General features: G+C 46.3%; 13 protein-coding genes and 1 tRNA gene. 7 read left to right on the plus strand and 7 right to left on the minus strand.

Going from position 1 to position 14,160, the window contains the following annotated elements; all coding sequences use genetic code 11:
• Positions 1-30: 30 nt before the first annotated feature.
• Together WC647_00685 and WC647_00690 are read left to right on the plus strand one after the other, a co-directional pair.
• Complete coding sequence (locus WC647_00685; GenBank protein MFA6220807.1) at positions 31-291, plus strand: hypothetical protein; 261 nt, start codon at positions 31-33, stop codon at positions 289-291.
• Positions 292-396: 105 nt separating this feature from the next.
• Positions 397-1,638, plus strand: a complete 1,242-nt coding sequence (locus WC647_00690) for a hypothetical protein (GenBank protein MFA6220808.1) — start codon at positions 397-399, stop codon at positions 1,636-1,638.
• A 449-nt stretch (positions 1,639-2,087) separates the two neighbouring features.
• Here the strand turns inward: WC647_00690 and WC647_00695 are convergent, their stop codons facing one another.
• From WC647_00695 to WC647_00725, 7 genes are all read right to left on the minus strand, one after another.
• Complete coding sequence (locus WC647_00695; GenBank protein ID MFA6220809.1) at positions 2,088-3,002, minus strand: HigA family addiction module antitoxin; 915 nt, start codon at positions 3,000-3,002, stop codon at positions 2,088-2,090.
• Positions 3,002-3,337 (minus strand): hypothetical protein, encoded by a 336-nt coding sequence (locus WC647_00700; protein MFA6220810.1) that lies wholly within the window; start codon positions 3,335-3,337, stop codon positions 3,002-3,004. The genes WC647_00695 and WC647_00700 overlap by 1 nt, the downstream gene beginning before the upstream one ends.
• A gap of 131 nt (positions 3,338-3,468) precedes the next feature.
• Positions 3,469-3,729: a hypothetical protein gene (locus WC647_00705; protein MFA6220811.1), complete on the minus strand. Its 261-nt coding sequence runs from the start codon at positions 3,727-3,729 to the stop codon at positions 3,469-3,471.
• Positions 3,730-3,960: 231 nt separating this feature from the next.
• On the minus strand, positions 3,961-4,260 hold the full coding sequence (locus WC647_00710) for a recombinase family protein (GenBank protein MFA6220812.1): 300 nt from the start codon (positions 4,258-4,260) through the stop codon (positions 3,961-3,963).
• A 180-nt stretch (positions 4,261-4,440) separates the two neighbouring features.
• Positions 4,441-4,517: transfer RNA gene (locus WC647_00715), tRNA-Arg, on the minus strand.
• 96 nt (positions 4,518-4,613) lie between these two features.
• A complete protein-coding gene (locus WC647_00720; protein ID MFA6220813.1) occupies positions 4,614-5,750 on the minus strand; it encodes a trypsin-like peptidase domain-containing protein in 1,137 nt (378 codons plus the stop codon).
• Positions 5,750-8,602, minus strand: a complete 2,853-nt coding sequence (locus WC647_00725) for a PBP1A family penicillin-binding protein (GenBank protein ID MFA6220814.1) — start codon at positions 8,600-8,602, stop codon at positions 5,750-5,752. The genes WC647_00720 and WC647_00725 overlap by 1 nt, the downstream gene beginning before the upstream one ends.
• 198 nt (positions 8,603-8,800) lie before the next feature.
• On the opposite strand from WC647_00725, the gene ispF reads away from it, so the two are divergent.
• From ispF to rimO, 5 genes are read left to right on the plus strand one after another with little or no spacing between them, the layout of a single operon-like run.
• Complete coding sequence (ispF, locus tag WC647_00730) at positions 8,801-9,283, plus strand: 2-C-methyl-D-erythritol 2,4-cyclodiphosphate synthase (GenBank protein ID MFA6220815.1); 483 nt, start codon at positions 8,801-8,803, stop codon at positions 9,281-9,283.
• 23 nt (positions 9,284-9,306) lie between these two features.
• On the plus strand, positions 9,307-10,761 hold the full coding sequence (cysS, locus tag WC647_00735; GenBank protein MFA6220816.1) for a cysteine--tRNA ligase: 1,455 nt from the start codon (positions 9,307-9,309) through the stop codon (positions 10,759-10,761).
• Positions 10,762-10,814: 53 nt separating this feature from the next.
• A complete protein-coding gene (locus tag WC647_00740; GenBank protein ID MFA6220817.1) occupies positions 10,815-11,675 on the plus strand; it encodes an ATP-binding cassette domain-containing protein in 861 nt (286 codons plus the stop codon).
• Positions 11,672-12,319 carry an outer membrane lipoprotein carrier protein LolA gene (locus tag WC647_00745; protein MFA6220818.1) on the plus strand — a complete coding sequence of 216 codons (648 nt, stop codon included), beginning with the start codon at positions 11,672-11,674 and terminating at the stop codon, positions 12,317-12,319. The genes WC647_00740 and WC647_00745 overlap by 4 nt, the downstream gene beginning before the upstream one ends.
• Positions 12,320-12,363: 44 nt before the next feature.
• On the plus strand, positions 12,364-13,797 hold the full coding sequence (rimO, locus tag WC647_00750) for a 30S ribosomal protein S12 methylthiotransferase RimO (GenBank protein MFA6220819.1): 1,434 nt from the start codon (positions 12,364-12,366) through the stop codon (positions 13,795-13,797).
• Positions 13,798-14,160 lie beyond the last annotated feature (363 nt).

The raw sequence follows: 14,160 nt of genomic DNA on the forward strand, positions 1-14,160 counted from the left end.
CAAAGCCAAAAATGTTGCGGGGAGTGAACAATGAGACTCACAGTCATAATGTTATCGCTCCTGATAATCTCTCTAGCCCATGCGGACGGCATCTATCGTGACAAGGACGGCAAATATGCCGGAATGTGGCGTGGGAACGATGTACGCAGAGAATATTTTGGCCCAGATGGCGCCTATCGGGGGGCAGCGGAGCGTAATGGAGATGGATGGACATTCCGCGATAAAAAAGGCGGCTATTCAGGCTCCTCTAGTGGCCCCAGCGACAGAAATCCGTCCATAGATAGCGAATAGACCAAAACCCTCGGTTGAGGGTAACGGTGCTAACCCACCAAGACCACCGCAGTCTTGGCATTTGACACAAAATACTCAAGAAGATATTGCCGTCGTAGCAAAACATTGAGAGGCTACCAAATCACTGCGGTTTCCGTGCTAAAGCCGATCGAAAAGCAGTCTAGTACGCTCCAAACAGGCGAGGGTAGGAGGATTTTTTGTCATCGCACTCATTTTCACGATCAATTCTTTCATGGCTTGCTGGAAAAACACATCCTGCAGACACATAGCGCCTTACGATTTGCGGATGACAACTCAGCGTCGCGGATATTCCGTAAAACAATATTTCTGGTTCTTATCTATTTGGTATTGACTGTAGGCATCTTAGGTTCTCCTACGAAGATTGCTCGCGCGTCAGACCAGGCATCGGCAAAGTCTGAGACCTTGTCTTCTCAGTTAGTTGGATTTATTCCGGATATTGGGTTTCCAAATGTCAGTCGAATTCAATTTTTCCCCTATGGTAAATTCGGATACCGTAGAGTAGGCTGGAGAGCCATAATTCCAGTTCCTTACACTTTTCTTTTCAATGAATCGGCCGATTTAGTTGGCGATTACTACACTATAAAGCTCAAAGAAGTGGACCTCTGGGTCGCTGAGGCTGGAATAGAAGCTCAATTCATCAGCGGAGCCTCCGTGTTTGCAAGGATCTCCGGCAATATTTTGCAGGGACTTTTGAACACCTGGTTTCCCGAGACTCGTGAAGCAGCCGAGCGACTCCTCGGGAAACAGAGCGATTTTAGTTGGATTGAAATTGAGACAGGCTTGATTCAATCAATACTGGGTCCTCTCAGCATAGAGGCCGGCCTTAGGTATGACGATTTTCGTTTGGCGTTTAAAGAGCCTTATGAGATCAAAGCCGCAACTGGATCAAAAATTACCAGTGTGACTTTTAAGGCATATCAAGCCGATAGCTACATCTGGCTACCATACATCGGATGTGGCTTGAATGGAAAAAGTTTTAAAGCATTCCTCATCGGCAGCTTGTTTGCGCCGTCACATATCAAGATGGAGGCTAGAGTGAGCGCAAACGCCTCTCAGATATCCGGTGTTTCTTGTTACACAATCTTAACGTCGAATGAGCCGGCCTCGTATCTTGAATTCAATATCCAATATCTCATGAACTGGCTTCCGCTCGTAAACTTAAGCCTTTGGGGGAAATCCGGCTGGCTGCGAATTTCCGGGAAGGGTGATGTCACAAACAACTGTGTGTCTTCGCCCGGTTTTTCAGTATTACCTCTGGACGAGATTAATCTCACATTCACTCGGTACGATATTGCCGCGGGTTTAGCTCTAAATATCAGCTTCTAAGAGCCTGTCGGACAGAGAATTCACATCATCCGCAATTGCCGACGGTTGGTGGCTGCATCCCCGAGTGAAAACCTTGTTAGCCAAACTACCGAGGAATCATAAAACAAATCGCGTTTTTCTGAGAGATGGCAAGCCTTTCAATGATTTTAAGAGGGCCTACAAGACCTCTTGCACCTAAGCCAGTGTCCATTTTTCTTGGACCATTACTCGATTTATCTCCGAGACAATTTCTGCCATACGTGATGGTTTCTTCAGAGGTTTAGGGGCAAAAAAACATCAGGCCCAATCTGACTCCGGCCGGTTCATCGAGATCGAAAGGTTCTTTTCGTTGAGGTGCGAATTGTGTGGGGGGATAACCCTGTTTTTTGAGTATAGTCAAAATTGTTTCCAGCGTTATCTTTAGCGGGAGACCTGCCACAGTGATAAGGTGAGAGCCTTTGGCTCGCGGCTCAACAGGTTGCGCTTCCTCCAGTGAGAGAGCTATTTCGCTTTTTTGAAGCTGAGCGATTTCTAGTTGGAATTTCCTGTTCATCAATAAAAATTTCTTTCTTCCTGTGGCGATGCAGGCGTAAGGCCTCATTCAAGAATTTCAACCATGATTGATTGTCATTGTTGTCTCTAACTCCAATAGCGATAACACGTTTGGATGGGGTTTGCCAAAATGCTGCTCCATTAATATTGGCTCTCCCTAATTGTGGGGCCAATACTAAGGCCACTCCTGATTGCCGGCAATCGTTAGAAATAGTGTCGATTAGTCTATAAGGGTCTTGTTTGTCAGATTTGTCGAACCTTGACAGACATCTCTTATATTTTGTTTCATCAAAAGGGTCTGTTTCAATTTCGGAGGCCTTAATTTCGACCATACGAAGCCACGTCAGATTGCTATACAGACGGTCTTTAGACCCCAATGACTTGGTCAAGCGCTCAATCCTCTTGCCATAAATTTTCTTCCACGCGTCGATCGAAGCTACTCCAAAGAAACGCAATCCGTTTTCCACGGAGTCTTGGGATGAATCAATCATTCCTATCTTCTCAAGGTCTTTGAGTGGAAATGATTTCGCCCAGGAAATCTCCTCTGCCGTTCTGATTGAAGCCTTTTTCCTAGCGACGAACGCGTCATATGTTGCCTGTAGATTAAGCCAGACCTCAGCAGGAGTGCTCAGGACCCGTTCAAGCGCTAACGCCGTCTCCGGGGAAACTGGGGCATTTCCAGCAATAATGCCATATATGGTCTTTTGTGAGAGGCCTGTACGAAGAGCAAAATCCGTCTTTTGTATACAGCGAGCATCAAGAGTCTCTTCAAGGATTTCGCCTGGGGATACTGCATAATCAGGTTTGAATTTATATTTAGCCGCTTTCTTCATTAGTGATAATCCTCAACACCCAGGATCCTTACAGAAGTGATGGACTTCAAACAAGTCCCGCCATCCTCCGTGGTAGGAACCGGGTCGTGCGCAGGTTCGAATATCAGTCGGAACTGTTTCCCGATAGATACAGCGAATTGTCCTTTTCTTTCACCAGCCAGAGCGTGACACTTGTCCGGAGGCAATTTTGGAACCTGATCCAAATTTGACACCTCGGCCAAAACTGATATCCGTCGCTTTATTATTTTCGCTCTTGTTTCACCGTAAACACGACACAATTGGTTTTCTGAATTAAAAGTTCTCTGTAACTTTCTGGACGCAAAGAAAATGTCCATGCCGCCCCCCAAAAGTATTACCTATTAGGTAATAAAAATCAAGAAGTCAGTAACTAAAATCTGAAGAAATATATCTGGTGCAGATCACGATCAATGTATCGGTTTTGGCAACACATTAATTTTGCCGACATTCAAATTGATGTTTCCAGCCTGATTACCGGGCTACTGCCTGTCAATCTGCCAAGCGCCTCATTGGCGAGGGTCTTCAAACCGTCGGTTACGAATGTATGGCTAAAGAAAATATTCGGGTCCTGGTAAACATCTTCAGCCTGACCGCCGTATATTTCGTTGAGGCTGGCCCGGAAAATCTCTTCTTTGAGATGGCCTTTTAGGACTTCGTCTCTTGGGACACATGTTAAAAAAATGGTCTTTATCGACGCCCTCCCTAGCACGCAAAGGTCAGAATGATTGGAGCGAAGAACAATCCAGCGACATCAGAAGTCAGATATTCTGACTTGCGCCGTCGCTAATGTGTAGCGGCAAATTGTCTACCATGCTTGATTATTGAATCAATGGCTGGAAGTTAGAATAGGATAAAATTGGATCAGAGTCAGTAATTATTTTCGATGGCCGAAATTTGTTAGTGGAGAATTGTATGACAGTCGACTTCGGTTACGCCGGAATTAGAAATTCAAAAGTTTAAAGGAACCGTATTCAGACCTATAATTATAACCATCCGGGCTCTGTGAGGACGACACGACATTTTTCACTTTCCGGGACTTGACTAGATTAAGGACTCTGTGGATACCGGGGCACCCACTGATCGACTTTCCCGAAAGCCCTGAATCTTCTACTATCTCAATTAATTCCACGTCATGGAGATCACAATAGGACATGATTTTCCTGCTCTGAGCCTCTAAACTGACACCTTCTTCGGCCTGGAGTGTGTTTGAAACCCTAATATAGCCGATTGTGTTTCCCATTGTATTAACTCCTTTTATGTCACAGTTGATAAAGTTATCAACAAATGAAACTAACTATGTCCACAATAATTATCGCCAATGACATGTTAATAACTCACGCAAATCTCACTCAATCGTAATCTTGAGAAGAAAAGCCGGATGAAGCCAAATATGAAACTGTTTGGTTTGTGAGGATATTATTGGTACGCCCGAAGAGATTCGAACTCCCGACCTTCTGATCCGTAGTCAGACGCTCTATCCAGCTGAGCTACGGGCGCACTGGAGGTATGACAGAACATTACGTCGGAGATACGACGTAATGTTTAACTTTAATTGGAGGAAACGAAATTGTCAATAATTCAGTCGTTCAAAATTTAGCGACCGATTCTGGGGTCCTCCCCCAGTTTAATCTTCACAGTCGCTGGCTTGCCGCCTTTGTCCACTGTTAATTTGACCTCATCCCCTATGTTTTTCTGAGAAATAAGATTCTGGAAATCATCAAATGTCGGAGTTGGAATGTCATCCAACGCTGTAACTATATCTCCACCAAGCAGCAAAGGACGGCCTCGATAGACACCGGCAAACTGATTCCCGCCTCTGAGGCCGCTCTGGTAAGCGGGGCTCCCTTGAGCCACCATGGTGATCAAGAATCCCTTAACTGAAGGCGCCCCGAGACTTTGAGCCAATTGAGGATCAATGTCTGTGCCCGAAACTATCCCCGACCAGGGATATACTGCACGGCCCAGTTTCAATATTTGATGCGCAACTTTTTTAGCCCTATCAATCGGGAGAGCCAGGCCTATCCCCATAAACCCGCCGGTCTGACTAAATATGGCTGTGTTGATCCCTATGACTTTACCCCTTGAATTGATAAGTGGCCCTCCGCTGTTACCAGGGTTAATGGCCGCATCCGTCTGGATCATTCCGATCATAGTCCTTTGATCGACTACGATGTCTCTGTTCAAAGCGCTTATGAAACCAGCGGTAACAGTATGTTGAAAACCAAACGGATTCCCTATGGCTATCACACGCTGGCCGACGGAAAGGTTGTCGGAATCCCCAAGAGGAGCTACCTCCATTCCCTTGAAGGGATCCACCTTAATTACCGCAAGGTCACTCACAGGGTCCTGTCCGATCAGTTTCGCCGGAAGTTTTCGCTCCCCGATGAAGGTCACTTCAATATTTTGACTATGGCCAACTACGTGGCTGTTGGTCAAGATGTGTCCTTGTTGGTCAATTACGAATCCTGTTCCCTGGCCGGTTTGCGGAACTACCTGCATCCAGAAATTGTATGCGAGCGTCTTAGTAACAACATTGACCACGGCAGGGCTAAGCTCTTTATAAACCCTCATTACAACCGATTCATCCGTCTCGAGCGCCTTATAAGCTTCAGGTGGAGGCGCCGGCTTTGAAACAACAGCGGGCCGTTTGTTGAGCCACATGCCTATGACCACCCCTGCGACAAGAATTGTTAGAATTGTAATTATCGCAGACCAACTACGAGATTTCATTATCTACCCCAGATCTGAGAAGGATATTGATTCATATAACCCGCGCCCGACTGATCGTACGGATTACCCTCGTTCATGCCCTGACTATCATATGATTCCTGCAATTCAGAATAGCCCATTCGCCCATCGTAGGAGCTTTCAGGATAAAGCAACGTCCGTCCCCTGTCATCATTTAATGTGGATGCGTAACCCAGTGTTTGCCCCGTTGGGGACAGTACCCTCATTGCCCCTTGATACATGTAGCCTGAAGAGTACCCTGTCTGTATTCCCATAGGATAACCAGCAGGTCCTCCGACCATGAAGTGCGGAGCGTCAACAGGACAATATTGCTTCGCCCCGAAACTTGGATCAAAGTCAGGTCCTGAATTATTCGCCCTATTGCCATAAGGATCTGTTTGTTGAAGTCGGGACCGGAAAGCGATACCCGGTGGAGGGGTATAGGCTTGAGACACTGTCCCTTTGAGCGCTTCACTCATGAAATCCATCCATACCGGCAGAGCTGCTATGCCCCCATATTCATGCTTGCCGAGTGAGATTTTAGAATCAAAACCGATCCATACACCAGTTGTGTAACTAGGATTGAATCCTATGAACCATGCATCGGCGCATCCGTCCGTCGTGCCGGTTTTACCAGCCAGGTCCGTCCTGCGCATTTTCGCCACATTGGAAGCTGTGCCTGAAACGCATGTCTGCGTGAGCATGTTGACCATGAGAAACGCTGCTTGAGGACTCATCGCCCTTTCAATGGTCCTTGTTTCAGGGCCCTTAATGCTTGGAAAGGAGCCTTTTAGCACAGATTCGAGATGCAGGCTGGGTTGATTTGTTTCAACCACCGGATTGTCCTGGACAGAAGCATGGTTTGTAACATCCTCATCGTCTAGATCTTGACCGGGACCAGGATGGACTGGGTCAACTTCCACAATTTTATTCGCTATCCAGGCTGGGGAAGGATCCTTGTTGTCATTGGGATTTATGATAGGTCTGGTATTGTCTTCAAGCACATTCCCAAAACGGTCCACTACCTTCTTGATCATTACAGGGGTTATCAAAGCCCCCATGTTGGGGAACACCGTATATGCGCTGGTTAGCTCAAGCGGCGTGACCTCTGATGAGCCGAGCCCCAGAGACAGGTTATGACCTAATGGGGATTTTATTCCCATGCTTCTCGCCATGCTGATGGTAGTGTCCAGCCCTACATCCATGAGTAGCTTCACAGCGACAATGTTTCGGGATAAAGCCAAGGCTCTTGTCAGGTTGGTTGAACCGATAAAACCGCCATCCGAGTTGGAAGGCATCCACTCCGGCTCACTCGGATCGATCAATACCGCAATTGGTTCGTCAACAACCATGGTGTTGGGACTATAGGCCCCATTCTCAAGAGCCGCTGAATAAACAACCGGCTTGAAAGCGCTTCCTGGTTGACGCATAGCCTGAGTGGCCCTGTTGAAGTGGGATTTATCAAAATCCATCCCTCCTACAAGGGCCCTTATGTATCCACTGCTGTTTTCTATGCAGACAACAGCGCCCTGTATCGGCGGCGCCGTAATTTGTTGGAGTGAAAAATTCTTCTCATCAGATTGGGTAACCCGGAAATCAAGGAGATCATTAGGTCTGTATACTGATCCTTGAGCAAGTTTCATATGGAATTTGATATTGCCATTTAGAGACAGAAGGTATTCTTCGGAGCCAGGAGCGGCATTTTTCTTGCCTTTTTGTTTCTTGTTTTCCGGAGAAGACAGCACCAACGCCTGCACTGTCTCACCTACCTTGAAAGACTCTGGAGACGAGCTGTTAACAAACTCTTTAGCTTCCAATGGTTTCAATCTTTTCAATAGTCCCTGTGGTCGACGCTCGCGCTTCTCCCAACCTTGCGCCCCCTTTAACAGAGCAGACGCGGCCGTATCCTGCAGACGCGGGTCCAGTGTGGTCCAGACTTGCAGCCCCTCATTGTAAAGTCGCTTCGCTCCATACTTTTCAATGATCTTCTGGCGCACAGCCTCAGTGAAGTATGGCGCTCTGGTGAAGGGATTGGGAAGATTCTCCCGGAATGCGGGGACTTCATCCATCGCTTTCTGAAACTGTTCCTGCGTTATAAAACTGTTTCGGAGCATGCTGCTAAGGACAAATTCCCTTCTTTTCATGGCGTTTTCGAGATTCTTTGGAGGAGCGCTCCTGTTAGGATTTGAAACAAGCCCCGCGATCATGGCGGCCTCTGCAACCGTTAACCCCTCCGTTGATTTCCCAAAATAAGTCCTCGCCGCGGCTTCTACACCATAAGCTCCTCGTCCGAGATATATTTCATTTAGATAAAGGCTGAGTATTTCCTGTTTGGATAAAGACTTCTCCAGTCTGAAAGAGAGAATGGCCTCTCTGATTTTCCTCGACAGCTTCTTTTCCTTGGTCAGAATAAAATTCCTTGTGACCTGTTGAGTGATTGTGCTAGCGCCCTGAGAGAATTCACCTGACTTGAGGTTCCTGATTGCGGCTCTGGCTATTCCCAGCAAGTCGATTCCCGGATGTGAGAAAAACCTGGCGTCTTCAGCCGCTAGAAACGCGTTCATTACATGAGGGGGGATTGTATCCAAAGGAATTGGGAATCGCTTTTCTTTGTAAAAAAGACCGATAACTGACCCATCATCGGCAAAAAACGTGGAAACCGTTTTAGGCCGGTAAGCTCTCAGATCCGGTATTTTTGGAAGATCTTTTGAAAAAACGAGATATACGCCGAATACTGACCCTAAAGAACCGAATATCAGCCCGCAGAGCAGCAATAACGGCAGGCCTACTCCCAGCCAGACAAACATTCCGCTAAAAGCCTTCAGGTAATTGAATCTTGATTTTTCTTTAGTCATTTCTCAATATCAAGTAGCTGAAACTTTGAGGAATATTTGGCTACTCGTTTTAAATGATTTAGATTTTATGCCGGATGATGGGCAGCGTCAAGCAAAGTCCCCAAACTGGACTCTGCTGATGGTCGGAGTTCCTCAGTTTTCTTGACGCGGTATGGTCTATGAATTAAGTTCGAGGCATCAGATTGTGGAGGCTATTCTTTGCGAATAGGACAAGGATTTGACGCCCACAGACTTGTCGCTGACAGGCGGCTGATTTTAGGTGGAGTTGACATTGATCATCCTTTCGGACTCGAAGGCCATTCGGACGCCGACGTGTTGGTTCATGCGGTGATCGACGCGTTGCTGGGCGCTGCAGGACTTGGCGACATTGGAATGATGTTCCCCGACACAGACCCAAAATACAAAGGGGCTTCAAGTATTGGTCTTTTGTCTGATGTCTGCGCCAGGATAGTGCTTTTAGGACTTAAGATTTCGAATGTTGATGTGACTCTTTTTGCGGAAAAACCCAAAATTGGTCCCTACAGGGAATCGATGCGTCGGAACGTATCTGAAGCTTTAGCAATTGATGTAAATCGTGTAAACATTAAGGCCACTACAACTGAAGGTCTTGGATTTATAGGCAGACATGAGGGGTTGGCCGCTTCTGCGGTAGCGTTGCTCGAAGAAATCCAGGACTTGTGAAGCAATATTCATTGGAGAAACGTATGGAGTTGAAAATCTACAATACACTGACTAGAAAAAAGGGTCCGTTTCTACCAGTTCACCCGGGAAAAGTTGGGATGTATGTATGCGGAGTGACGGTCTATGACATGTGTCATATTGGCCATGCTCGATCTGTCGTGCTCTTCGATGTCATATACAGGCATCTCCTGAAAAGCGGTTTTGATGTCACCTATGTCCGAAATTTTACTGATATTGACGACAAGATCATAAATCGGGCCAACCAGCGGGGGGAAAACTGGCAAGAACTAGCTGAGCGATACATAAGAGAATTTCATGTGGATATGGATTCCCTCGGCGTCAGGCGACCTACAATAGAACCCAAGGCTACTGATCATATTCAGGACATAATATCGCTAATCGGTGAGCTAATATCACAAAACCACGCTTACGAAGTTGATGGGGATGTTATGTTCTCAGTCTCCAGTTTTTCATCTTATGGCAAGCTCTCGGGCAAAAAGACCGAAGACCTGGTTTCAGGGGCCCGTGTCGGTGTCGACGAAAAAAAGAAAGATCCACTAGATTTTGCTTTGTGGAAAGCGGCCAAACAAGGCGAACCGTTTTGGAACAGCCCGTGGGGCCCGGGCAGACCAGGCTGGCATATCGAGTGTTCAGCAATGAGCATGAAGTACCTTGGATCAAGTTTCGACATACATGGAGGTGGAGCCGACCTTACATTTCCACACCACGAAAATGAGATAGCCCAGTCTGAAGCAGCCACAGGGGAGCCTTTTGCGAAGTATTGGATACACAATGGTTTCGTAAACATACGTTCGGAGAAAATGTCCAAATCTCTCGGGAACGTTCTGAATATCAGAGACATCCTCAAGGAAGTTCATCCCGAAGCCTTGCGCTTATTTTTGCTGTCAAGTCACTACCGTAGTCCACTGGACTATAATGACACTTCCATCAGGGAAGCGTCCGTAGGTCTAGAGCGTCTTTACTCAGCCCTGGCATCCTTGGAAGAACTCATAAAAATGAACGGCGCATCAAATGACCTGCCCGAAGAACTGTTGGACCTGGACGCCAAATTTCGGGAAGCCCTGGATGATGATTTTAATACCCCCAGAGGGTTGGCGCTACTTTTTGAAGCTTCAAGGGCTATCAACCGAATCCACACTGAGGCCGGAAAGAATCGGGATAATGCGCCCAGGCCGGATCTTGTTGAAAAGGCGGGCGAAAGTTTGACGGGATGGGCTCGCGATGTTTTCGGGCTGTTGAACGAGTCTCCGGAAACATTCATAGAAAATGCTCGCCGGTCAGGAGCCAAGGACCTCAGTATAACCGAAGAAGAAATTGAAGAATTGGTTCAGGCAAGATCTGACGCCAGAAAGAACAAGAATTTCAAGCTAGGCGATGATATACGAAATAAGCTTTTGGGATTAGGAATCTTGATAGAAGATGGCCCCACTGGATCTAGCTGGCGAGTCAAAGACTAATTTGAGACTCTCTACGAAAATTCTGCATTAATACCACGAACAAACAGGCATTATTGGAAATTAGAGTAGAAAATCTAAATTGCAGTTTCAATCGCGGAACCCCTCTAGAGCGTCAGGCCCTCAAGAATATCAGTTTCGTCGTCCCTTCAGGCAAAATTGTCGGCATACTGGGACTGGTAGGGTCAGGAAAAACGACTTTGGTTAGAACCCTTAACGGACTTTTGAAACCGGATTCAGGGAGAATTGTTTTGGGTGGCGCAGATATTTCGAAGTATGGTTCCGACCTAAGAAAAAAAGTTGCGCTAGTCTTTCAACACCCTGAAAAACAATTGTTTGAAGAAACAGTTTTCCGCGATATAGCCTTCCCATTAATTAACAATGATGACTTCTCTGAAGAGGATGTCGAAGTACTAGTCAGCAAAGCATGTTCCAGAGTTAGATTAGAAATTGATGAGATAAGAGACCGGAGTCCTTTCGAACTTTCGTCTGGTGAAAAAAGACGCGTCGCTTTGGCTGGGGCTCTTGTCAACGATCCTGAAATTCTGATACTTGACGAGCCGGCGTCGGACCTTGATCCACCTTCTCTGGTCACACTGAAGGATTTCATAAGATCTTTCAATAATGGCGGCTCCCGTACTGTAATGATAGTATCTCACGAAATGGATTGTTTCCTCTCGGAATTAGACTTGCTTCTGGTAATTCATGAGGGGCAAGAGGTTTGTTTCGGTTCTATCCGGAAAGTTTGTTCAGAGCTACGTAATCATTCCGAACTTAGGCGAATATTGCCCACGGTTGGATTACTTGTGGAGGAGTTGAGATCTCGAAATATATCGATGCCCAAAGATACTTTCGATTTGCAATCTATCAGGGACAGCATTGTTCAAGCGTTCCGTTCAGGAAGGTTATTGAATTGAAGAAAATCTTTTTTCTTATTCCACTCATTTTTGTGACATTCTCTCTCTTGTCTGGTCCCAGCCGGGGCGAAACTCTGGATGTCCAAAATATAATCAAAAAGATTCAGGACACCTACAACACGAACTGCTGCTTCACTGCGTCATTTGATCAATTGACCGTCAATGTGGCCATGGATATGAGAGACAGGTTTCATGGCCGAATGTATGTAAAAAAACCGCTGGATATAGCCCTGGAAGTATCTAGTCCTGAACGGCAAAAGGTAGTGATGAAGGGCAGGAATTACCTGGTATATTTTTACGATGACGGATCTCAGGTGCACGGAGAAGTGCCCCCGGAAATTAATATTGAGAATTTCTTTGGTTTTTTTACCAACATCGCGGCTCTGGACAAAAATTTCAGGGTTGAGTTGTCTCCCAGACAACCCGAACAGGAAGAAAAGCTGATTTTCCTTGAATTAACCAATAACGCCAACTCACAGGCACAGGTTAAAATAGTTCTGGGCGTTGACAGAATTCGTTACACTATAAATCGGGCCATCATTTATGACGCCCTTGGAAACTACAATCGTTTTGACCTGTCTGACGTGACCTTCTTAAAATCAATTCCTGATTCCCGTTTCGACATCAAACCGGCTTCTCACTGAGGGCGTCGATCGAGAGCCTAATAGAGCGCCATCTTTACAATAAAATGAAATATTTTAACCTTATAAGTCTGGGCTGCCCGAAAAATAGAGTGGACAGTGAAAAAATCCTCCACGTCATGTTCGCCGCAGGATTTAAATATACTGAAGATCAACAAAAGGCCCAGGTGCTAATAATAAATACATGCGCATTCATTCAACCCGCTGTTGAAGAATCAATCTCCGTGATTCTCGACAGTTTTCAATTGAACCCCACGGCCCTTCTCGTCGTCGCGGGCTGTTTGCCTTTACGTTACAAACAGAAGTTGCATGAATCGTTTCCGGAAGTTGACATGTTCATAACACCGGAACAGATAGAAGGGTTTGCGCAGTCGGTTAAACTGAGTCTCTTGAAAAAAACTGAAAGGTTAAACAACCGTAAAGAGTCTTCTAGCCGTCTTCGTTATGAATATCAAATTTGTCCTGATTACGAGAGAGGCAATGATTGCGGCTCCTCGGATGATTCAGCGGAGGCCGTCGCTCAACTCGCGGTTAAAGAAAAAAGCAGTGATATTTACGAATTCAACCGAGCCTTGTCCACCCCTGGATTCGCATATTTGAGGATTTCAGATGGATGTGATCATGAATGTAAATTTTGCGCGATTCCACTGATACGGGGAAAGCTCAGGAGTGAGACCATTGAGGATTTAGCCCGAGAGGCGACGACGCTGTCTGGTCTCGGCGTGAAAGAGCTGGTTCTGGTCGCGCAGGATCTCTCGTCATATGGACGCGATCTGGGTATCAAGAATGGCCTCGTCAGGTTACTTGAGAGGCTTGACTCAACACCCGGCATAGAGTGGATAAGGCTGATGTACTTGTATCCCAGCGGCGTCAAATCAGATCTTATTGATATGATTCAGGGATCTCAGAAAATATTGCCTTATGTTGATGTCCCCATTCAGCACATTTCCGACCGGGTCTTGAAATCTATGGGGAGGCCCTGGAATGGGGAAAAAATAAAGGACATGATTGATTTCATGCGTTCCAGGATCCCTGAGATAGTGATTAGGACAACGGTCATGGTTGGTTATCCCACAGAAGAGGACTCGGATTTTGACGAACTCAAACGTTTTATCAGCGAGTTTAAGTTGGACCATGTAGGGGTTTTTACCTACTTTCAGGAAGAAGGATCTCCTTCAGAAAAGCTTGGAGACCCCATTCAGAAGAAAATTAAAAACGCGCGAGCCAGGGCGATTCGATCTATTCACTCAACATTCTTGAAAAAGAGGAACAAGACGAGAATCGGTCGGATTGAGTCCTCAATAGTGGAAGGTATCTCAGAAGAATCAGATTTGCTTTTGGAGGGTAGGGTCTGGGACCAGGCTCCGGAAGTAGACGGAAAGCTTTATATTACATCGGGAACGGCCGATGTAGGAGCGATCAAGCGCGTGCTGATAACGGGAGCTAATGGAGTGGACCTGTTCGGTGAGATACAGGATTGAACTCACGAATTATTGGAGTTCAACAGCAACGCTCGAGTTAACAAAAATGGGACCCCGCATTAGAGTTATAATTCCATGAAATGAATAGGCGGACTGTGTAAAAGCCCGCCTATTTTATATGCTTGACTTAATCTAGTTGGCGGGTTTGTTACTCTTGGCTTTCTTGGCAGGCTTACGAGTTGGACTTTGTGTCTGGTATCCATATTGTCCTGAAGAGCCATACCCGTACCCGTATGGGTCTGAATATCCTCCGTAGTACGGCGAGTATGAATTCGATGAGTAGGAACTCGATGATCCTCCTGACCAGGAGGGAAAACAGCCGGCTCAACTACAGAAAGCGACTGAAGCCATTCCCACTATGGC

The sequence above is a fragment of the Desulfomonilaceae bacterium genome (assembly GCA_041662605.1).
GTDB lineage: Bacteria > Desulfobacterota > Desulfomonilia > Desulfomonilales > Desulfomonilaceae > CAJBEZ01.